The sequence below is a fragment of the Aporhodopirellula sallentina SM41 genome (assembly GCF_000346505.1).
Taxonomy (GTDB): domain Bacteria; phylum Planctomycetota; class Planctomycetia; order Pirellulales; family Pirellulaceae; genus Rhodopirellula; species Rhodopirellula sallentina.
The window spans coordinates 77,358-98,895 of record NZ_ANOH01000263.1 but is presented as its reverse complement, the minus strand read 5'-3'; the positions used below and the strand labels follow the sequence as shown (position 1 = coordinate 98,895).

Here is a 21,538-nt window from a genome sequence, read left to right as displayed (position 1 = left end):
TTCTTTGCACAGCAATATCGCATGTCACCTCCGGTGGTTTCTTACAAGGCAGGTGTTTTGTTGGACATGGTGGGCGATCGAGAGTTGCAGTTGCTCTATGAACGCAACAGTCTGCGGTACGCACGCGATGTAACGAAGTCGATTTGGCGTACCGCACGTCGTTTGGGCGTGCGTGCGTTTGTGCCTCGGACTCGGATGCAAGACATTCGCGACGATCATTTGCCGCTCAATCAGATTGCGGGGATTCCGACAACGGACTTGATCGACTTTGATTACCCACGACCGGGGTTCCGCGCACCGCAGTATTGGCACACGACCAAGGATGTCCCCGAAAATTGTAGCGGGACGAGTCTCGCTGCGGTAACTTGGACGGTGCACGAGTGGATTCTGGAGCAGTCGGAAAAGTAGACACTGTCGCTGATATCGGGGTCGATAAGTTTTGCGACTGGCTCTTTTGCAGAAGGATTATTGGCATGTTTGCCGGCGGACTGATTATTGCGGCGACCCTTATGTTCTTCTCGGTTTGGTTGTTTCGAACCGAGCAAATCGGTTGGCCCAACGATTCTTTTGATGATCCTGTCGATGAGATCTATCTGCGTCGGCGTACCCGTTCGCGTCGCCGAGTCAATGCACTGTTCTTTCTGTGCGGTCTGTTGATTCTAGTGGCGACGCTGGCCACCCCGGAGCGTCGGGTGTGGTGGATTGCGTGTTGGATGAGTGCGATGTTGGTGCTGTGCACGATCGTCGCGCTCGCGGGAATCGATGTGGTGCGGACGATGTTGCATCATCGCCGGCGGTTGGAGCAGATGCGGAAGAGGTGACCGGCGACAGGTTGCGGATTGCCAATGCGTTATGCGGACGGTTCTTCTGTCCAGCAACGGACGTAGAAGCCCGCGTCGAGTTTTCTGCCGTCGAGATCGGTGAGTGTCATGCGTCCGGTTTTGAGTTGCGGTTGCATTCGGCCGAGACGACTGTTGGCTAGCTTTCGTCGCATCCATTGCCGGACGTCGGATTCATCCATCTCGGCGGAGTGGCCCGTGACGAGGATGCGGAACGACTTGCCAGAGATAAGGTCGAAGCAGTTGTCGAGCAGGAGAGGTAGGTCGCGTTGGATCCGCCACGCTTTGGCTTGCCGGGCGGGGCGTTTTCCTGATGAGCGATTTTTTTCCGATGAACGTGGGGCCCGTTTGCTTTTGGGGCCGTGTCCGTACGCAGGCGGGTCTAACACGATGGTGTGATAGCGATTGCCGCGGCGGATCTCGCGCTGAACAAACGCCGCCGCATCGTCGACCAGATAGCGAATCGGTGCTTCATCCAAACCGTTTGCGGCGGCGACTCGTTTAGCTGCTTCCACGTTGGGTTTGGCCGCGTCGACGTGGGCGACCTTCATTCCATCGCCGGCAATGGTCATCGTCGAAGCGCCGGTATAGGCGAAAAGGTTCAGAGCCTGGCCGGATTTCAAACGTGTTATTGAATCCGCATCGGGGGCGGTCCGGTGCAGCCACCGCCAGTTTCCGATCTGTTCGGGAAAAATCCCAATGTGTCCGAATGGAGTCGGCTGAACAGGGACACGCAATAGAACGTTGTCGGTCGAGGAGTTGGGGGCAGGCTCGGGCGATGATGGATGGCGAGCTTTCGGAATTTCGACTTGCAGTTGTTCAGGCCACGGTGTGCGATGCGTCCAGGTTTTCGATTCCAGGTCGAAGTAGCTGTCTGGGTTTCGCCAAAGGGATCGGTTGTGGGGCGGAATATTGTCAGCCGCGGGGCAAGGCCGATCGACGACTCTGCCCGCTAGCGACTCGAGTTTGCGTCCGTTGCCGAAGTCGAGAAGTTGGTAACGGCGAGACAAAACAGAACCGAATGATGAGGCGGAATGAAAGGGAACGCAGTCGCATGTTATCTCGCAAAGCCGTCGATTGGTAGCGGCACGTGATGCCGTTTCGTGTGATGCCGATGCGGTCTCGTGCGGGAAATTGTCGCAGAGTGCAAAAGGAAAAGACTATAAAAAGTCCGCGGCGCGCAGAATCTACCGCCGAGGGGCACTATGAAGGTTACGTTGATTCAATCGTACCTGCGTGTCTCCACCGAGGCGGTTCAGATGTCTGCACTCTTTTTCATCCTAGTGGTTTGGGCGTTCGTTACCGCGTTTGGACACCTTTCGTGGGTGGTTGCTCGAGCGGTTTTGCGATTTCTCACGGGGCATTCGGACCCCGTAGCGAACCTGTTGGACACGTCGGGGCACCGAGAAGCGGACGAAAGAACGCGACCGACGGGACAGCAACCGCAGCCGACGGGTGAGAGCATGACGCGACTCCCTGATCCTGCGGACGACATCGCGGCGTTCGAACGGATGATGGATGCACTCGCCTCGACCGACAAGGTGTCGGTGGAGACTGCGAAGTCGCTGAAGGTGGAGGCTCGCGACTTTGCGGGTATCGCTGCGGCGACTGAGAGCGGTGCTGATAGGTCTGCGTTTGCGGAGCTCGACGAGCTTACGCCGTTCGCAAACGAGGAGCCGCTCGCGGTAAAGGATGTGATTGCCGAGAAAGACGCAGTGGCCGGATCGGTTGTCGGCAGTGAGGTTGGGAAGGGGGCAGCGGCGGATGTGGCGGCAAGCGACGTTGCCACGAGCGAGTCGGCGGCATCGGGGCAACGGGTGACTCTTGGGGAGACGGATGGCGAGTCGATCGCGCCGCGTGAGGCTTCGTTAGCCGCAAAGGTCGAAGCGGCGGTTCCGCCGGCAGGGCCCAAGCGTGCGTTGTCGGACGTCATTTCCTCGTTCTTGGCCGACCACAATATTCGGTGGGGCGAATTGGTGGCCGGGTTAATGATCGTAATTTGTTCGATCGGGTTGGTTGTCAGTTTGTGGAGCACACTCACGTCGACGCACCGGGTGGTTCCATCGATTATTTTCATGTCCGCCGATGCCGCAATTTTTGCCGCGGGCTTGTACACGATGCGTCGTTGGAAGTTGGAGCATACGTCGCGAGCCATTTTGATTATCGCAACCCTGTTGGTACCGCTCTCGGTGTTGGCGGGGATGTCGGCGGCGGGAGCGAATGTGGATACGGTTTCTCTCGCCTCGCCGATGAATCTCGGTGTGATTGCATTGGCATCGGTCGGTGTTGGTTGGCTGTTGTGGCAATCATCGATTGCCTTGGTGGGACCGAGCGGGGCGACCGCATTGACCGCGAGTGTGATGGCGCCGTCGATCTGTTTGCCGCTATTGCCCGCGGTGGGGAGATGGTTGGAAGGAAACGCGGGAGGTTTCCTGATCGTTCCGGCGCTCGTCAGCGCGTTGTCGCTGCTCATTCCGGCGCGGAGGCAATTTCGATCGCGGGAGATCGGAAAGCCGGTGCGTGTGAAAGGTGGCGTCCGGTTTGGGGAGAACCATTGGTTGCGTTTGGGAGTGGCGGTAGCTGCTCTTGCTAGTGTCATCGCGTACGCCGCGTTCTTGTATCGAGCCGATGGAAGGGAGGCGTGGATTCAAATTGCGATCGTGATCGTGCCTGTTTGGGTTGCGATCGCGATGCTGCACGCTGGATTCGCGGGGCTGTTATCGGGGCGGACTACGTTTTCGGGGCAGGCTACGCACGCGACCAATCGCTTTCTATGCGTCGTCTTTGGTGTGATCGCTCTGGGGTGCGCTTTGTTGGTGTTGCCTGCATCGATCGAGCGTGTGAGTTGGGTTTGGGCGCATGCAGCCGCGATCGCGGGGGCCGTCTCGATCACGGGCTTTGTTTTGCACAGACGCTCGCGATTCGCCGAGGCGAGCGTGCCTCTTGGGATCGCGGCGTTGCTGACCGCGCCGGTTTGGATCAGCGGTGCGAGTTGGAGTGGTGTATCAATTTGGCACGCATTGATCGGTGGTGATCAGTTGATTGTGGCAATTGGTTTGATGGTCGTTTCGGGCATCGTTTGGGCGGTTCAGTCTTGGCGGGCAGGCGATGGATTTTGGTTGAGCAAGCGGGAGGGTGGGCAAACGAGCACTGTCAGTTGGATGATGGTTGGTGCGATTTGGGCAACCGTGGTGTGCGTTCAATCGGTCGTGCTCAGCGTGGCACCGCTGAGTTGGCTGGGATGGGTTCCTGTGTGGGTGTTGGCGTTTGTGTTGCTGAGCATGATGTTGGTCGCCTTCCGGATCGCGATCACGTACCCGCGGTTTGGTTGGAGTGTGGCGGGGGCAGGCGTGTTTTTCTGGACGGTGTGTTTTGGCCTGGTGCGTTGGGAGGCTGGTCGGCCTTTCATCGCGTACGAGTCCGGTGGTTTCGCGTTGATCGGCTTGGCGGGATCGCTGTTGGTTTTGGCGATAGTGGGGGCGTTGATCTGGCAGAAAGAGGCTCGGCAAACTGTCGCGTTGTTGCTGGATCACTCTGCCGGAGCAGCGTGCGGAATCGTTGCCTTCCTCTGCGTCCAGTATTCGGTGGCTCGTTGGAATGAGGCTGTTGCATTTCCGACGTGGGGGATGGCCGGTTGGCAAGCGGCCGTGGCAAGTGGGGTGATTGCGGGCGGGGTATTGGTCGTGCCAAGGCGGTGGTATCTGCAAATTGCGATGTTGATGTCGTGCGTTGCGGTTCTCGGCGGGGTAACACACTACGGTGGAGTCGAACTGTGGCAGCGTTCCGACTCGTCGAATTCCATCCTTTTGTGGAACGCGGCGATGGTGTTGATCGGGACAGCTTTCGTTTGGTCGGTTGCGCGAGAAGCAGTGCGTTGGCTGCCTAGGCGACGTCACATTTTGCTCAGCGACGATCGCGAATGGTCTCGTATCGCGATGCCAGATGGTTGGTTTGTGTTGTTGGCAACGGTGCTTTTGTTCGTCGGTGTGCTGTGGCAATACCTCGATGTGCTGCGTGCTCCGTTGATGCATCCTGATGCGTTGGTCGATTTTTCTGAAGACACAGCCAAGGTGGCAGAGCGATGGATCCGGCGGGGTTTGCTGCTCATTGGGCTAGCCGGATTGGTCGGTGCGAATTGCGTTCGAGAGCCGAATCGTACGTGGCAGATTGCTTGCCAGGCGATCGGTGTGGCGATCGCGAGCTTTTTGGCAGTGGTCGTTTCTAATGAATGGTTTGTGTCCCCTTCGACACGTTTAATCAGCGCGACCTCGATGGCAAGCGTCGGTGTTCTTGGTTTTTGGTTGCTGAGTTCGCGTTATCAGCGCCGGTTCAAAGACACGATGCAGTGGAACGCGGATGTCGATCAGTGGAGTGAACTGACGCTCGGTGTGTTGTTGTTGCTCGCCTCCGTTGTGCTCGTGCGAGCCGATTGGTGGTACCCGCTAATGCATCGTTCGCAACCGGTGATGTTGAGCACCCTGGCGGTTGCAATTTGGTGGGTGTTGGCGTCGATGGGGTTGCTTTACCGCAGCGGACAAAGTCGTGTCCATCGGATCGATGAATCGAGGGCAGACTCCTGTTACAGGTCTGGCTCATCTAGGCGGTCTGATGATGGAGTCGGTTGGGCTGATCCACGCCGGATTCTGTCGGCGATGTTGCTTCCTGCAGCGGTGGGACTGTGCGTGTCGGTGCTGTTTGAGACGCCGGTTGTGGTTTGGTGGCAGGCATCTGTTTTAGGGTCGTTGGCGTGGTTGGGTATCGTTGTGTTTTCGCGGAAGGGGGACTCGCAGGCGAGGCGCGAGCAAACGATCCGAACCAACGATATGGACCGGGGTGCCTTGTTTTCGTGGGGCTGGGTGACGCTCGTTGGGCTCGTTTCGGCCGGGGCGGTTTTCGTGGGCGTGTTGAACCGTTCGGGCTGGGTGGCGGAGTGGAGTTTGCCGATCGGCGCGGCAACCTCGATGCTCGCGGTTTGGGTTGGATCGCGGAAGGACTCATTCCTGTCGCCACGTTGGCGGGGTGAGGGAACGTTCGCATCGCGGTTCGGGCCGTTTGTCTTGCCGATGATGAGCGGCCATGTCGCTGTGGTGGCAATCTTCATGGGCTGGATTGATGCGAGCAGCGCGTTGTTGGTCGTCATGCTTTGTGGCGTCGTCGGTTGCCTCGCGTCTGCGATCCTGGTTTGGCGCCAGACCAGTTCGTTGCAGACCAGTTCGTTGCAGACCAGTCCGTTGCAGACCAGTCCGTTGCAGGCTTGGCATGTGGCGGTGCAGGCGGTAGCGATCTTCGTGCTCGGGTTGATGGGCCTCGAGGGAGATCTGTCATTGTCGACGAGTGAGGAATACGGGGTGCTGTGGTTGATGCTGATTGCACTTGCGATTTCCGCGGTGGGACTGATGCGTTTTGTGAAGTCCGATTCGGTTCAGCCGATGCATCCGGTCACTGTGTTGCCGTATCTGCTCGGTTGGTTTGTCGCCTTGGGAGGAGCGTTCGTGCTTCTTGTTCATCCGCAGATTTGGGAGCGAGATCTCGTTCGCGTCACCACTACCGTCGTTTGGATAGGGGCTTGTGTGGTGTTATGGAGAAGTGATCGGCTGGCGACAGAAGGATTCCAGCAAGCGTTCCGAGCGGATGTTGGCGTGTCCGTTTTTCTAATGCCTCTCTTGGTGTACAGCATCATTCTGTTGGATGCCGACGTGGGGAGGGGGGCAGTAACCGGAGTTCCGCTGGCTGCGTCGATGGGAGCGTTGCAGTTGGTGGTGGCATGGGTTGTTGCGTGTTCCTGTTTGTTGCGCCCATCGGTGCGGTATTCTCGGGGCGCGTCCATTTGGAACGTCTCGGTTGGCTTGTTTGCCTTGGGGGCTGCCGTTGGTGCCGCGAGTCTATCTCGCATCTGCGAGTTGGAGAGCGGGCCGCACTGGGTGTTGCTTGTTTTCGCACCGACGTTCGCGACGACCGTTCTCGTGTGGGGGCTGCCGTCAATCGAGCGTTGGAGGACGAAATTGGAGGGAGTCGTTGCGCCGGATCAGGTCAATGGCCTCGTTAGGGCAGATCGTTTCGGGACCGCGGCGGTTCAGGTGATCGTTGGATTGTTTGGGGTGGGGAGTTTCGTCTCGGCTGGTTTGGCGTTAGCGGTTCAGTCGCGAGAGGGAACGAACTGGGGCATTGTCTGTCTATTCTCACTCGCCATGTTGGTCTGGGCGTTGTTCATGCTCGCCGAGCAGACTCGCCCGAGTGATTCGGAGTCTGCAAATCGTCGACGGAAACTGAGTGTCCTCGGCGGATTGTGGACGCTGGCTTTGATGGCGGTGCTGGGGCAACCGGGAGGCGACTGCTGGCTGCTGACTGCGACGATGCGATTGTTGATCGCGTTTGTTCTTACGACGGGGGTGATTGCTCTCGCCTTGCCACGATTGTTGGCTGGCCCTTTCTTTGATCGTTGGAAAGGGGCAATGAGAATCGGGAGTCTCGTCTCGGCGTGTGCCTCGGTTGGTTCTCTGGCCGCGATGCTGATCACCGAAATGGCTGTTCGTCAGACGGGCGTGGGAATTCCAGATGTCGCGACGTCGTTGGTCGTGGTCGTGGCGATCACTTTGGGTGGCCTCGCAGTGATGTTCGCGGTGGTGGTTGTCGTCAGCGGTCGCGCTTCGGCGCAGCCGGGGATGCTGACGCTAGCAGCGACGGATGATCTCGGTTCGGGTGAGGGGCCTGGGACGCGATCGCACTGGTTAGGGTTGGATGATGCGATGCGGAGGAGTTTGCTCTATGCCGCCCAGGTGATCGCCGCCGTCGCGTGGTTGCACTTGTATCTGTGTCGCAACGAGATCGCCTTTATGGGGCTTCGGGAGGTTTGGCCATACATCGTGATGGGGATCGCGTTCGTCAGTGTTGGAGTGACACAGTGGGCGATTCGCCGTGGCGACAATGTGGTGGCAGGCACGATGCGTAAGACGGCAATGTTTCTGCCGATGATTCCGATCGTCGGGTTCTGGTTGAGCGGTTCGTTCGCTACGAAGTGGCAGTCAGGTGTTGGGGGCTGGTCGTTCGGTGATGGAACGGTTCCGTATGAGGTGCTGCTGGTGATTGGGGCGATGTATTACGGTCTGATGTCGGTGATGTGGAAGCAGGGGCTGCCGCGAGTTGCGACCGTTGTGCTCGCCAACGCGGCGTTGTGGGTGACGTTGACTCAACTGCCCGGTTGGGATTTTCTGGCTCATCCGCAGGCCTGGCTGATTCCACCGGCGGCTTGCGTGCTCGCGGTCGCTCATTGGCAGCGTGGCAGTTTGGATCCGGCTTTGGGAGCGGCAATTCGATACGGTGCTACGTTGACGATCTATCTTAGTAGTACAGCCGACATGTTGCTCAGTGAGATCGGTACGTCATTGTGGGGGCCGATTGTTTTGGTCTGTTTGGCACTGCTTGGAATGCTCGCCGGTGTTGTGCTGCGGGTGAAACCGTTCTTGTTTCTCGGGGCGGTGTTTGTGTTCGTGGGCGTGACAAGCATGGTTTGGCACGCCGCTCAGTCGATCGACGCGGTGTGGCCGTGGTGGGTCTTCGGTATCACGACCGGAATGCTGCTGTTGACTGCCCTGGCGGGGATTGAGAGGCATCGCGAGCGGTTGCAGCAACTGGCGACGGAGTTGGCGAGGTGGGAGAGTTAGATGTTTGTTGATTTGGCGGCGGTGGTATTGGATCGTTGGAGACTCTGGTGCACGAGGATCTTTGACAAGTCCACTGCTTGAGAGTTGGGGTGGCAATGAAGGTGCTGGGAGCGCATAAAAAACGCCTCGACGGAATCGAGGCGTTTGGGTGAACTGTTTTTTCGAGGCAATCGCCTCACCGCGACCGGTTTAGGTGGTTGCGGTTTCTTCTTTTTGTTCTGGTGCTGCTTCGTTCGACTCGCTGTCTTCTGGAGTCGACTCGAAGGCAGGTTTCGACGAAGTGCGTTTGACTTTGTCGTTTTCGTTACCGACGAATTCGAGGACCGCACGAGTGCCGCCGTCACCGAGTCGTGGGGTGGCCAATCGCATGATGCGGGTGTACCCGCCAGGACGGTCAGCAAAACGAGGGGCGACTGTGTCGAAGAGGATCGCGACAGCTTCGCGGTCACCGATCAGTTGAACGGCGCGACGTTGAGCGTTCACGAACGGGGCGCGGGCGTTGGCCCATTTTTGCCACTGATCGCTCTTGCGCCATTGCTTGTAAGCATCCGTACCGCGTTCGGCATCGGTTGCGTATTGTTGAGATTCTTCGCGAGCGAGGTTGGCTTTCTTCGCCAAAGTGATGCACTTTTCAACCAGCGGGCGAACTTCTTTGGCCTTTTGCAAGGTCGTGATAATTCGGCCTGGAACTTTCGGTGCGTTATCGTCCAAGCTGGCGTCTCGTTCCGTCAGGAACAACGCGGCGGACAGATTCTTAAGCATTGCCTTGCGGTGTGCTGGAGATCGACCAAGCACGCGGCCTTTGCGACGGTGACGCATATCAGATGTCTATAAAACGGGTGGAATGAATTGGTACAGTTAATTTGGGCCGTACTCGTTCGTGTCCGGCCCGTTGTATTCGGTTGGCTCTCTTAGAAGAGAGGCTGGTTTGGCACTCGCATGCCGAGGTGAAGACCGTACTGGGAAAGTTTTTCGCGGACTTCGTTGAGCGTGGTGTCGCCGAAGTTGCGGACTTCCAAAAGGGAGTCTTCGTTGCGTTGAACGAGATCGCGAACGGTCATGATGTTCTCGCTCTCGAGGCAATTGTTGGCACGCACGGACAGACGCAAATCGGCGAGCGTCATGTTGAGCTTCGCTTCGAGTTGAGCTTCCGGAGACCCGGCACCACCACGGGCGGCCGAGAAGATGCTCGGTCCGAGTTCGCGGTATTGGACGAACGGGTTGAGGTGTTTGCGGAAGATCTTGGCCGATTCGGTCAACGCCATTTCTGGGTTGATCGTGCCGTCGGTCCAAATTTCGAGGTTCAGACGGTCGTAGTTTGTCTTTTGACCCACACGAGTGGCTTCGACTTCGTAGCGAACGCGAACGATCGGGCTGAAGACGGCATCGATCGGGATGATTCCGATTTCGTGGTCGACGCTGCTGTGTTCGGTGCTTGGGACGTAGCCGCGTCCGTTCTCGACAACCATTTCCATCATGAATGGTTTGTCGTCGGTCAGGGTTGCGATGACGTGGTCTTTGTTGATGACTTCCACATCGGCATCGGTTTCGATGTCGCCACCGGTGATCACGCCGGCGGAGTTGCTTTCGACAGTGATGACACGGGTGGCGTCACTGTTGTTGCGAACGATGAGTGCCTTCACGTTAAGCACGATGTCGGTGACATCTTCGAGAACACCAGGGATTGAGGTGAACTCATGCTGAGCGCCCCGAATTTTGATCTGGGTAACGGCGCTGCCCATAAGGCTGCTCAGGAGCACGCGACGCATGCTGTTTCCGATGCTCGCACCGAACCCGCGTTCGAACGGTTCGGCAGAGAATTTGCCATAGGTCTGAGTCAGCGTGTCGCGATCGACTTCGAGCGTGCTGGGCAGTTCCATGCCACGCCAACGGATATGCATCGACATGTTGAGGTGCTTTCGGCGTTGTGAGGTTGCGGGATTGAATTCGTTGAAGACAACGGGCGGCGGGAAGGATGCGGCGAATTAGACGCGGCGTTTCTTCCGTGGGCGGCAGCCGTTATGCGGGATCGGGGTCACTTCCTCGATCAATTTGACGTTCAAGCCAGCAGCCTGGAGGGCGGTGATCGCACTTTCGCGGCCCGAACCGGGGCCTTTAACACGGACTTCGACATCACGCATGCCGAACTTGGTTGCTTTTTCAGCAGCCTGTTGGGCGGCACATTGTCCGGCGAATGGGGTGCTCTTACGGCTGCCCTTAAATCCGCTGGTTCCGGCACTGGCCCAGCAAAGCGTGTCGCCTTTGGTGTCGGTGATGGTTACCGTGGTGTTGTTGAAGGTTGCGTGCACGTGCGCGACGCCATTGCTGACATTGCGACGGACTCGTTTTTTCTTGTTGGTCTTTGCCACCGGTGGGTCTCAAACGAACAGAGGTGAAAATAAATGGGAATGGGAACTGCGTGAGAAATTAGCGCAGATCCTTGACGCCCTTCTTACCGGCGACGGTCTTACGTGGACCTTTGCGGGTGCGGGCATTTGTTTTGGTGCGTTGACCGCGGACGGGGAGCCCGACGCGGTGCCGAATGCCGCGGTAAGCTTTGATCTCGCGCAGACGGCTGATGTTTTGGGTGACTTGGCGGCGAAGGGGCCCTTCGACCAAGTAGTCACGCTCGAGCAATGCGGCGATCTGACCGACTTCCTCGTCGCTGATTTCGCTCGCCGGCGTGGCCGGATCGATTCCTAGCTTTTCACATACTTCTCGCGCACGAAACAGGCCGAGTCCGTAGAGATAGGTCAGGGAATACTGAATCTGTTTGTCGTTGGGGATGTCAACGCCCATCAAGCGGGGCATGGCAAAACTCCGAGAGCAGCTGCGTGATTTTGAAATTTGAATCGCGGACTATAGCAGTCCAATCCCGTTTTACTCAAGTGGAAGCTTCATAAGGAATTTGGATTTTTTTCTCGAAGGCCCCAAATGTGCTCTCAGACGTTGACGAAATAGGCGATGGCTGTTTATTCTTCGCGATTGCTCGAAACAAAAACGGCATTTTCCCCCTCACATATCCCTATCCTGGACCCCTGTCATGGCAGTCCCTAAACGCAAACACAGTAACAGCCGCACCGGCAAACGGCGTAGTCACGACCGATTGAAGAAACGTTCGATCGGATATTGCCCACAGTGCAGTTCGGCTGTTCCGACCCATCACATTTGCCCAAAATGTGGTTATTACCAAGGCCGCACGGTCGTCCAGCAGGAAGAGTCCTGAATTGTCTTTTGATGTTGCCAGCCCCGGGATCCTGTTTCCCGGCCAAGGAGCTCAGGTGCCTGGAATGGGCACGTGGTTGTGCGAGAACTATCCGGTGGCGAACGATTTGTTCGAACGTGCCGGTGAAGTCCTCGGGTATGACCTGAAGCAGCTTTGTGCCGAAGGGCCTGCGGAAAAACTGAACGAGACGGTGCATTGCCAGCCTGCGTTGTTTGTCACGGGAGTGGCGGCGGCGGAGGTCTACGCGCAGTTGCATGAAGACGTGGCATCGAAAATTCGTGCTGCGGCGGGCCTGAGTCTTGGCGAGTACACGGCGGTGTGTTTCGCGGGCGGTCTGTCGTTCGAGGACGGCGTGCGCTTGGTGCAAAAACGCGGCGAGGCGATGCAGGCGTGTGCCGACGCGATCCCTTCGGGGATGTCGAGCGTTTTGGGCCTCGATCTGGAAAAGCTCGACGAGGTTTGTGCGGAATGCCGCCAAGACGATGAAATTCTGAAGCCGGCCAACCTTCTGTGCCCAGGCAATATTGCGGTTTCAGGACATCAGACTGCACTCGATCGGTTGGAACCGATTGCGACGGCTGCGGGGGCGATGAAGGTCGTGCCGCTGAGCGTTGCGGGCGCGTTCCACACGCCGCTCATGCAGGACGCGGTAGCGACGCTTTCGGAAGCCTTGGAGACGGTGGAGATCAAGTCGACCCGCATTCCGGTCTACAGCAACGTCGATGCGTTGCCACACACCGAGCCCGGCGAGATTCGCGATTTGCTGTCACGTCAGGTGGTGAACCCGGTTTTGTGGGAGGCATCGATTCGTGGCATGCTCGAGGACGGCGTGGAGGGCTTCCTTGAAGCCGGAACCGGCCGCGTTCTTCGTGGCACGATCAAGCGGATCGCTCGGAAGACTCCCACGGATGGTTTTGGCGACCAGCCTTAGAGTTGGCGTCAGTGATGCGAATGAGCCTGTTCTCGGTTGGCTCTCGCCTGTTTTCATCCGCGGCCAGTCGGCTGTGTTTCAACCTCGACGCGGCGGACGGTTTGCTCTGCCGGAATCAGAAAAATTTTCGCTCGGAATGGTCGGGCGAGTTCATTGCCGGCGTGGTGGTCACCCCGAGGTAGAACAGCCCGTGTTGTGATACCTTTTTCGGCTGCTGGTTGTTTCTTAGTTTTCTTTAGCCCCACATATATCTGAAATGAATTTATCTCTATCGGTCGACCTCAAGGGCCAAGTTGCGATTGTTACCGGTGCGAGTCAGGGGCTCGGCCAGGCGGTGGCGGTTGCATTGGGGCAAAACGGTGCTCACGTGGTGTGTTTGGCTCGGAATGCGGAAAAGTTGGCCAAGACGGTAGCGGAAATCGAAGCAGTCGGCGGTTCGGCCGAGGCAATGCCATGCGACGTCACCGATCGTACCGCTGCGGCGGAAGCGATTGAGAAGACGAACAAGACCCATGGCCGGTTGGATATCCTGGTAAATAACGCAGGAATCACCCGCGACAAATTGATGCGTGGGATGTCCGATGAAGAGTGGGATTCGGTAATTGCGACGAACCTGACGAGTTGTTTCGTTTGCTGCCGTGCAGCGGCCGGCGTGATGCGGCGTAAGAAATATGGCCGGATCATCAACATGGCCAGCATCTCCGGGCTGATCGGCAATCCCGGCCAAGCCAACTACTCCGCCAGCAAGGCGGGGATGATCGGAATGACGCGGACGATGAGCAAGGAACTGGTCTCTCGCGGCGTGACGGTCAACGCGGTCGCTCCTGGGTTTATTGCCAGCGAAATGACTGCTGAACTCGGCGACGTCGTGATGGAAGAAGTCAAGAAACGGATTCCCGCCAAGCGTGTGGGGCAGCCCGAGGACGTTGCCGCTGCGGTTCTGTTCTTGGCTAGCAAAGACGCGAGTTACATCTCCGGTCAGACCCTGGTCGTCGACGGCGGCATGGTCGGCTAGATGGCTGTTTGGGTCGGCGGGGAGTTTGGTCTCGTCCGTCGGCTGCAATCGGTGCCGTGTTTCGGGTAGATTTTCGAATGTATCTGATGTCACGGGATATTGACGGGTTTTAGCCGTTTCCCCTATCTTCACGCCCCGGCGAGAAGGGAATCTCGGCAATACCTGTTGTGAGGAGCCTGGGCCACCACGCTTTCGCGAAACAACACCAAGTTCATCGAAGCTTTCGATCCTGGCGTTTTTCCCGTCCTATCGACCAACACAAGTTTACTCTCAACCCCCATCCATTTTGGAGTTACGCCCGTGGCGTCTATTGAAGAACGCGTTATCGACATTGTTTCAGAACAACTCGGTGTCGACAAAGATAAAATCACACGCGAAACCTCTTTTGTGAACGATCTCGGTGCCGACTCGCTCGACACGGTCGAGTTGGTCATGGAGCTCGAAGAAGAGTTCGATATCAGCATCCCAGACGATTCCGCTGAGAAGATCCAGAAGGTTGGTGAAGCGGTTGACTTCATCGAGAAGGAAAAAGGCGACGACGCTTAGTTTTCTAAGCTGTCTGCTTTTTCAGTAACCGATTCTTAGGCGTCAGTCACCGTCCCCTGCAATGCGCACGGTGGTTGACACCCTTTTGCGAAGATAAACCGGCCCACGTATGACGGTCTCAACGGAACCTTTTCGACTCGTTCCCAACAACGGAAATCCACGACGTGTGGTGATCACTGGAATCGGTGTCGTTACATCGTTAGCAAACGACGTCGATTTGTTTTGGGAACGATTGACCGCCGGCCAAAGCGGTGTCCACGAACTGTCGATCATGGACACGAGCCGCTACAAAGTTCACTTTGGCGGCGATATCCCTGACTTCGACGTGACTGAACACGTGGAGGCGAAAGAGGCCAAACGGCTCGATCGCTTCACACAGTTCGCAGTTCACGCCGGTGCGCAAGCGGTCGCCGACAGTGGTATCGATTTCGACCAAGTCGATCGTCATCGCTGTGGCGTTGTGCTCGGGTCCGGGATTGGCGGCCTCAACGAGATTGAGGACCAGATCGAACGGATGCTCAATAAGGGCCCGGCGCGTGTCAGTCCGTTCACCGTTCCGAAAATGATGGTCAACGCGGCGGGCGGAAACCTGTCGATCCGTTATGGTCTGAAAGGACCGAACTTTGCCGTTGCAACGGCTTGTGCCAGTGCGACCAATGCGATGGGAGATGCCGTTCGGAGCATTCGTAGCGGCGAGACGGATTTGATGATCACCGGCGGCAGTGAAGCCGCGATCACTCGCATGGGCCTCGCTGCGTTCCAAAACATGAAGGCGTTGTCGACTCGCAATGACGAGCCGCAGCGTGCCAGTCGCCCGTTCGACACCGATCGCGATGGCTTCGTTCTCGCTGAGGGTGCGGGGTTGATGATTTTCGAAGAATACGAGCAAGCGAAGGCTCGTGGAGCGAAGATCTACGCCGAGGTGCTCGGGTACGGGACCACGAGCGATGCCGGGCACATCACCGCACCGGACCCCGAAGGCAACGGTGCTGCCCAAGCGATGCGGCTCGCAATTTCTGATTCAGGCCACGCGGTCGAAGAAATCGACTACATTAATGCTCACGGAACCAGTACGCCGCTCGGCGACAAAGCGGAAACCCGGGCGATCAAAGCAGTGCTCGGCGATCACGCAAAGAACGTCGCGATCAGCAGCACGAAGAGTGCTCTGGGGCACTCGCTCGGAGCGAGCGGTGGGATTGAGGCCGTGATTTTGTGCAAGACGATTCAGACTGGAACGATTGCTCCGACAATCAACCTCGAGTCGCCTGATCCAGAATGTGATCTTGATTACGTGCCCCTCAAGGCGCGCAGTCAAAAGGTCGATATCGCCATGAGTAACAGTTTTGGGTTTGGCGGCCACAACGCTTGTGTTGTGCTAGGACGTATTTAGCGGTTCGAGCGACACGCAAGATTGTTGCGGATCGGGAGCGCGTCGTCCGGCAAGTCCCGAGGTAAGTTTCGATACCTAACCTCTTCTACTTGGAAGAAACAGCATGCAACCGCAGTCCACCACTAGCTCGGACGAAGCAACTCAAGAGGAAGGTCCCGAACCTACCGTCTTTTTGGTCGACGATCACGAAGTCGAGCTCGATCTCATGCAGCGTTGGTGCCAGCGAGCTGGGCTGGCGACGCAAACGTTTGACGATCCGCTGCGACTGCTCGAAACCCTCGACGTTGATACGGTCGGTTGCGTCGTCGCCGATTTGCGGATGCCGCGAATCAGCGGGTTGGAATTGCAGGCTGAGATGGCCAAACGGGATTTGATCGTCCCGGTCGTTTTGGTCACCGGTCACGGCGATGCCGAGAACTGCCGTACCGCGTTCCAGCAAGGTGTGTTCGACTTCATCGAAAAGGGCTTTGACTCGGTCCAGTTCATCGACTCGGTGGAAAGAGCGATTCGGAAGAACCAACGCGAGCGTTTCCGCCATCAAGTGCGTCGCGACGCACGCAGTTTGCTCGAGACGGTTTCCAAACGCGAGCGAGAAGTCGTCATGTTGCTGGCCAACGGGATGCCTCTCAAGGGGATCGCTCACGAACTGAAGATCAGCGTTCAAACGGCATCGAAGCACCGCAGCAGTATCTTCACGAAATTGCACATCGATAACGAAGTCGATCTCTACAAACTGTTGCTCGCCGCCGAGGTCAGCCTCGAAGACACGCCGGCGGAATGAGCCGGCAAAGCGGGCGGTTTTCAGACCAGGGGCACCGTCCGGTCGCAAGCGTTGAAGTTGCCAGCCTCACGAGCGCCGTGCCCCTGATTGTGTCATCTCGCTAGCGTCTCTAGCCATTCATGAACCACTTCATCGCCCCGTATGCGTGAGGTGGTTTCGTCGAGATGGATCAGATCACCGTGTTCGTTGATCGGGCCGAGTGGAGACACGGTTTGGTCCAGTAGCGAGAACCGTACTCGGATGCCAATTGCTGCACCGGAGTGAACCAGCGGGTGGATCGATTCCTTGCCACTTCGCGGCGGTAGCAGCACCACGTCCTTGCCGATGAGGTTAGAGACGGAGATCGTTCTGCTCTGCAGTTGATCGGTCGACGCGGATCGCAGGTCGAGGCCGTCGAGTTGCGAAGGCATGGATGGCGAGAAGTTGCACGCGGCGAGTAACGTCGGCAACAAGTCCGCGTGTGTTGTCCGGGCGCTGATGGATCGGGCCGCGATCCCCGGGCCGGACAGAAATCCTGCGACACGGGTTTGTACCGAGGAAAGCTTGGTTCCGTGACCCACGGTGCCGTCATCCAAAAACGCTTCGCCGTGATCTCCCGTGAGGATCGTGACTCGATCCGGACGCAGAAGACGGGCGATTGCGTCATCCAACGTTCTCGCTGCGTTGCGGTAGCGATTCCAAACACGGCCGCGCCACGATGGCGTGAACGGAATCGGGTAGTTAGCCGTCGCCTTGGGAAGGTCGGTCGCATGCCGGGCTTCGACTGCGAAGGGAGCATGTGTGCTGTAGAGGAATAGAATCGCGAGTCGCGGAGGACGAGGCGAATCGTGAGAACGGGTGAGGAACGACTCGGTTGCCGCGATGGCTCGCCGGTCGGATTCGAGCCAGTCCATCGGTTCGATCTCGAATCGTTCGAACTGCTGCGGGGATAGAAACGCGTCCATTTGAAACGTGCCCCAATCGTCGTGGCCGGCGAAGAAACCGAGTTCGTATCCCGCCTGATGAAAGAGTCGGTTGAGCGATGGTGCGAACCGCACGTCGGACTTGTAAAACCAGATCGCCTCCATGCCGCTGACGATGGAGAACATCCCCAAACTCGTTGCGTTCCCGCCGGAATAGTGCTTCCGCAGAATCAGCCCGCCGGATGCTGCGCGAAACGCGTTGGGCATGACTTCAGGCGAGAGCATCTCTGGTCGCAGCGACTCACAAACGATGATTAGTACATCAGGAGGCTGCGTCGTTTGCCGATCGGATGTCGGCGGTTCCGGGATCGGCAGCGCGACATTCATTCGCATCTGTGCGATCCGAGTTTGTGTTCTTTCGGCGAGTTGTTTTGCGTCGTACTGGAACGTCGGGATCTCGCGTGGTGGGTGTGGTTGCGGAATGAATGCCGCCCACGGATGGCGAGTCGGATGCTCGCGCATGGATCGCTGCAGTCGATCGCTCGTTTGGATGACGAGTGCCATCCAAATGGCGATTACGAACCCGCCTGCGACGATCATCGCGACGGTTGCGTGTTGGTAGCGTGTCCGACGTGGCGAGGTGTTCGTGTCACCGCGAGATCCGATGGCACGTGCGGCGAGGCGTGCTGATATGCCGCCTGCGAGCAAGGCGACCAGAAGGATGCCGATCGGGCGTAGCATGCCCCACGAGAAGAACGGTGTCACACGAAGGAGATGTTCGGTCAATATCGTCCAGGATTCGAATGACACCAGATGCAGGCCAGTCCATCGGTAAGCGACAACGTCGATCGCGTACCAAGTCGGTGCGAGCGCGAAGAGCCAAGGAGCGATCCGGACGGCAAATCGGGACCGCCACCGATAGCAACCCAGCACGACGAGCAACGAGATGAGTTGCAGCGATACACATTGGAGGGTGATGGCTGCGACGCGGAAAAGGATGTTTTCATCGGCTGCAGGGCGTTGTGCCGAAGTGGCGATTTCGGTTCCCAGAAGTCCGTTTCCTGGGAGATCGAACGGATGCCAAACTGCGAACAGAAGCATCCAAACGCACCAAACGCACCAGATGCACCACTGCGAAATGAGGATGCGGTGCTCGGTCGTACGATTCAAAGAATGCTCCTTTCGCGTTCTGCCCAAGGACGCAGCGGCACGTGCGGTCTGATTGCCTCTCGATCAATTCTCGTCAGATGGTACAACGGACCGTTGGGTGAAACGAAGTCCCGGGTAGAATTGTTTTCATGAATGCACGTTTGAATGTTCCGGATCGCTGTGATGTTGGTTCCTCGGGATCGAGCCCCGAGGGGCTGCGTCCGCTGACAATTGGAAATGTCGAAATCGGGTTTCCCGTTGTTCAGGCGGCGCTGTCCGGCTACAGCGATTTGCCCATGCGTGTGATTGCCCGGCGGCACGGTGCGAGCTACAGCGTTTGCGAAGTCATGCTCGACCAGTTTTTATTGTCGCTCACCAAACGGCAGAAGACGAAGCATTTTCTCGACATCGCGGAGGAAGAGCATCCTGTCGGGGGGCAACTGATGGGGGCCGAGCCCGAGCAGTTTTCTCTCGGTGCGATGAAGTTAGTCGAAGCCGGATTCGACGTGATCGATGTCAACTTTGGCTGTCCGGTAAAAAAGGTGCTCGGGCGATGTCGCGGAGGTTTTCATCTGTCCCAGCCTTCTGTTGCGATCGATATCCTCAAACGAACACGCGATATCGTCCCTGACGAGATTCCGGTAACGGTGAAGATGCGACGTGGTATCGACGACAGCGACGAGGCACGCGACCAGTTCTTTGAAATCCTCGATGGTGCGATGGACGCCGGGCTCGCGGCTGCCACGGTACACGGCCGGACGGTGGTCCAACGATACATCGGGCCGAGTCGGTGGGAGTTCTTGAGCGAGGTGACTCGGCATGTCGAGGGACGTGGCTTCAAGATTCTCGGTAGCGGTGATTTGTTTACTGCCGAGGATTGTTTAAACATGATTCGGAAAACCGGGGTCGACGGTGTTACCGTGGCCCGCGGAGCGATCGGAAACCCGTGGATTTTCCAGCAGGCACGCCGTTTGGCCGATGGGCTGGAGCTGTCACCTCCTCCGACGCTGCATGAACAGGCGGACGTGATGCGAACGCATTTTGACCTCTGCGAGGAGACCTACACGGTGGAGCGTGCTCCGTTGCTGATGCGGAAATTCTGCATCAAATACTCGCAAAACCATCCTCGCTACGAGCAGGTGAGGTTGTCGTTCTCGCGCCTCAAGACACGTTCCGATTTCGAGAACGCGGTAGCCGAGCATTACTCCGTGGATGGTCCGGGGCGGTACATCCCGCGAGAGCTGCATGGCTCTCAAGAGGAAGGGTAGCTGTTCTCGCGAACTCAGGCGGCGTCGTGGCGTAATGCGGCGCGCCAGCGTTTTCTGATTGCGAGGCCATGTGCTGCGGCTTGTGTGCCGCAACCAAGTCGCGGGTGGAGAGTGGTAACGGGGCGAAATGTCCCGTGAAGTCTGTCTTTGGTTTGCCAGGAACACTTCGCTGTGCGCGGGGCGTCTCGTTGATGCGTTTTTGAGGATACTCGGGGTATAACGTTATCCGCACGGGAGGTCCTCTGTTGTCGTGCAGTACGTGCGTTTTGTTTCCTTTTTGGGAATGAATTGGTTTGGTTCGCAGTGGCGAATCACGTGGTAACCCCCACCGATTTGAGATCGTAGACTATGCCTGAATCCAACACCGTCCACTCGTCAACTCCCGCTGTGATGTCGGCGTACCGACACACCAAGATCATTGCAACGATCGGACCGGCGACCGAATCCGAAGAGATGCTGACGGAGTTGATACGCAGCGGTGTGGATGTGATGCGGTTGAACATGGCCCACGGCACAGGCGAATGGGTGAAGGATGTTGTCGGACGAGTTCGACGTGTGTCAGAGAAGATCGGTCGGCACGTCGCGATGATGATCGACGTGAAGGGACCTGAAATTCGAACCGGTCCAGTCGAATCACCAATTCCTCTGGCGAAAGGGGATATCCTCCGTTTGTGTGTCCGCGAGGAAGACGTTGCTACGGAAGAATGCGCGAGCGTCACGGTCAACTACCCGCTGTTGCCTCAGGACGTGGAGGTCGGCGCGACGGTGTTGGTGGACAGCGGTTTGATGAGGCTGCGGATTCTCGATACCGATGAGCACACCGTTCGCTGTGAGGCGCTCACGCCGGGAACGTTGGGCTCTCGGCGGCATATCAATTTGCCGGGTGTGGAGGTCCGTCTGCCTGCGTTGACCGAGAAGGATCAGAGCGATTTGCGAGCGGGCATCGAGGCCGGTATCGACTTCGTTGCCTTGTCGTTTGTACGTCGTGCGGACGATGTGGAAGCACTGCGAACGTTTTTGCAAGAGCATGACTCACCAGCCCGCATCATCGCCAAGATCGAAGAGCAAGCCGGTGTTCGGAACATGAAAGACATTATCCGCGCGGCTGATTCAATCATGGTCGCGCGAGGAGATCTCGGAATCGAAATTGACTATCACCGTTTGCCGTTGGTGCAGACGGAGTTGGTGCAGGCGTGTCAGGCCGAAGGAAAGCCGGTCATCATTGCGACTCACTTGTTGGAGTCGATGATCGAGTCGCCGATTCCAACGCGGGCGGAAATATCAGACGTTTGCAACGCGGTCCGCGAGCAAGCAGACGCGGTCATGCTGTCGGGGGAAACGACCACAGGGAATTATCCTGTGGAATCGGTGGAGGTGCTCAAAAGTATTTTGTTGAGCATCGAGCCCTCGGTGAGTAGTCAGCTCAACGGACGGATTGAGTTGCGTGCACCGAAGGACAAGATGCTCCGTTCGTCGGCAATCCTGGCACAGGATCTCGGGCAGTCAGGGATTGTTGTGTTCACGCGAAGCGGTTTTTTGGCGTATGTCCTCGGCGCGCTGCGTCCGCGTGGGATTCCGATTTTCGCGTTCACGGACGTTGAATCGACCTTCCGGCAGATGTTGTTGCCATGGGGAGTGGAGCCGTTCTACATGCCGTTTTCGGATGACCCTGAGATCACAATACGAAACGCTTTAGAACGACTGCGCAACAACAAATGGTGTCCGTCCGGCGTGTGGCTCGGCGTGATCACCAACGCGTTAGCGGACGACAAAATTATCGACACGCTGCAACTCCGTCAGGTGCCGTAACACCTACAATGATTCGATGTT

17 protein-coding genes are annotated in these 21,538 nt (G+C 57.6%); 11 read left to right on the top strand and 6 right to left on the bottom strand.

The window, feature by feature from the left end; all coding sequences use genetic code 11:
- Both RSSM_RS17735 and RSSM_RS17730 read left to right on the top strand, forming a co-directional pair.
- Positions 1–408 (top strand): M28 family peptidase (locus RSSM_RS17735; RefSeq protein WP_044302896.1); only part of this gene is annotated, 408 nt, incomplete at its 5' end.
- A gap of 65 nt (positions 409–473) precedes the next feature.
- On the top strand, positions 474–821 hold the full coding sequence (locus tag RSSM_RS17730) for a hypothetical protein (RefSeq protein WP_008681685.1): 348 nt from the start codon (positions 474–476) through the stop codon (positions 819–821).
- Positions 822–850: 29 nt separating this feature from the next.
- On the opposite strand, the gene RSSM_RS17725 is transcribed toward RSSM_RS17730, so the two are convergent.
- Positions 851–1,849, bottom strand: a complete 999-nt coding sequence (locus tag RSSM_RS17725) for a class I SAM-dependent methyltransferase (protein ID WP_008681684.1) — start codon at positions 1,847–1,849, stop codon at positions 851–853.
- A 195-nt stretch (positions 1,850–2,044) separates the two neighbouring features.
- Here RSSM_RS17725 and RSSM_RS17720 point away from each other — a divergent pair, with 195 nt between their 5' ends.
- Complete coding sequence (locus RSSM_RS17720; protein ID WP_008681683.1) at positions 2,045–8,500, top strand: hypothetical protein; 6,456 nt, start codon at positions 2,045–2,047, stop codon at positions 8,498–8,500.
- Between the two features lie 189 nt (positions 8,501–8,689).
- Here RSSM_RS17720 and RSSM_RS17715 read toward each other — a convergent pair whose 3' ends face one another.
- The 4 genes from RSSM_RS17715 to rpsM form a co-directional block, all read right to left on the bottom strand.
- Positions 8,690–9,319 carry a bL17 family ribosomal protein gene (locus RSSM_RS17715; RefSeq protein ID WP_008681682.1) on the bottom strand — a complete coding sequence of 210 codons (630 nt, stop codon included), beginning with the start codon at positions 9,317–9,319 and terminating at the stop codon, positions 8,690–8,692.
- Positions 9,320–9,411: 92 nt separating this feature from the next.
- Positions 9,412–10,407 (bottom strand): DNA-directed RNA polymerase subunit alpha, encoded by a 996-nt coding sequence (locus RSSM_RS17710; RefSeq protein WP_008681681.1) that lies wholly within the window; start codon positions 10,405–10,407, stop codon positions 9,412–9,414.
- Between the two features lie 78 nt (positions 10,408–10,485).
- The gene (rpsK, locus tag RSSM_RS17705; protein WP_008681679.1) at positions 10,486–10,869 is read right to left on the bottom strand and encodes a 30S ribosomal protein S11; all 384 of its coding nucleotides are present in this window, start codon (positions 10,867–10,869) and stop codon (positions 10,486–10,488) included.
- A 58-nt stretch (positions 10,870–10,927) separates the two neighbouring features.
- The gene (rpsM, locus tag RSSM_RS17700; protein ID WP_008681678.1) at positions 10,928–11,299 is read right to left on the bottom strand and encodes a 30S ribosomal protein S13; all 372 of its coding nucleotides are present in this window, start codon (positions 11,297–11,299) and stop codon (positions 10,928–10,930) included.
- Between the two features lie 244 nt (positions 11,300–11,543).
- Here rpsM and rpmF point away from each other — a divergent pair, with 244 nt between their 5' ends.
- From rpmF to RSSM_RS17675, 6 genes are all read left to right on the top strand, one after another.
- Positions 11,544–11,726 (top strand): 50S ribosomal protein L32, encoded by a 183-nt coding sequence (gene rpmF / locus RSSM_RS32550; protein ID WP_008681676.1) that lies wholly within the window; start codon positions 11,544–11,546, stop codon positions 11,724–11,726.
- A gap of 1 nt (position 11,727) precedes the next feature.
- Positions 11,728–12,657 (top strand): ACP S-malonyltransferase, encoded by a 930-nt coding sequence (gene fabD, locus RSSM_RS17695; protein WP_008681673.1) that lies wholly within the window; start codon positions 11,728–11,730, stop codon positions 12,655–12,657.
- A 256-nt stretch (positions 12,658–12,913) separates the two neighbouring features.
- Complete coding sequence (fabG, locus tag RSSM_RS17690) at positions 12,914–13,672, top strand: 3-oxoacyl-[acyl-carrier-protein] reductase (RefSeq protein WP_008681668.1); 759 nt, start codon at positions 12,914–12,916, stop codon at positions 13,670–13,672.
- Positions 13,673–13,972: 300 nt separating this feature from the next.
- Positions 13,973–14,218: an acyl carrier protein gene (locus tag RSSM_RS17685; RefSeq protein ID WP_008681663.1), complete on the top strand. Its 246-nt coding sequence runs from the start codon at positions 13,973–13,975 to the stop codon at positions 14,216–14,218.
- A gap of 109 nt (positions 14,219–14,327) precedes the next feature.
- On the top strand, positions 14,328–15,608 hold the full coding sequence (gene fabF / locus RSSM_RS17680) for a beta-ketoacyl-ACP synthase II (protein ID WP_008681659.1): 1,281 nt from the start codon (positions 14,328–14,330) through the stop codon (positions 15,606–15,608).
- A gap of 103 nt (positions 15,609–15,711) precedes the next feature.
- Entirely contained in the window at positions 15,712–16,389 is a 678-nt protein-coding gene (locus RSSM_RS17675) for a response regulator transcription factor (protein WP_008681657.1), read from the top strand.
- Positions 16,390–16,481: 92 nt separating this feature from the next.
- Here the strand turns inward: RSSM_RS17675 and RSSM_RS17670 are convergent, their stop codons facing one another.
- Positions 16,482–18,461, bottom strand: coding sequence for a sulfatase-like hydrolase/transferase (locus RSSM_RS17670; protein ID WP_008681655.1), 1,980 nt, complete (start codon positions 18,459–18,461; stop codon positions 16,482–16,484).
- Positions 18,462–18,589: 128 nt separating this feature from the next.
- Here RSSM_RS17670 and RSSM_RS17665 point away from each other — a divergent pair, with 128 nt between their 5' ends.
- Entirely contained in the window at positions 18,590–19,708 is a 1,119-nt protein-coding gene (locus RSSM_RS17665; RefSeq protein ID WP_008681653.1) for a tRNA dihydrouridine synthase, read from the top strand.
- A 348-nt stretch (positions 19,709–20,056) separates the two neighbouring features.
- Positions 20,057–21,517 (top strand): pyruvate kinase, encoded by a 1,461-nt coding sequence (gene pyk, locus RSSM_RS17660; protein ID WP_008681651.1) that lies wholly within the window; start codon positions 20,057–20,059, stop codon positions 21,515–21,517.
- Positions 21,518–21,538 lie beyond the last annotated feature (21 nt).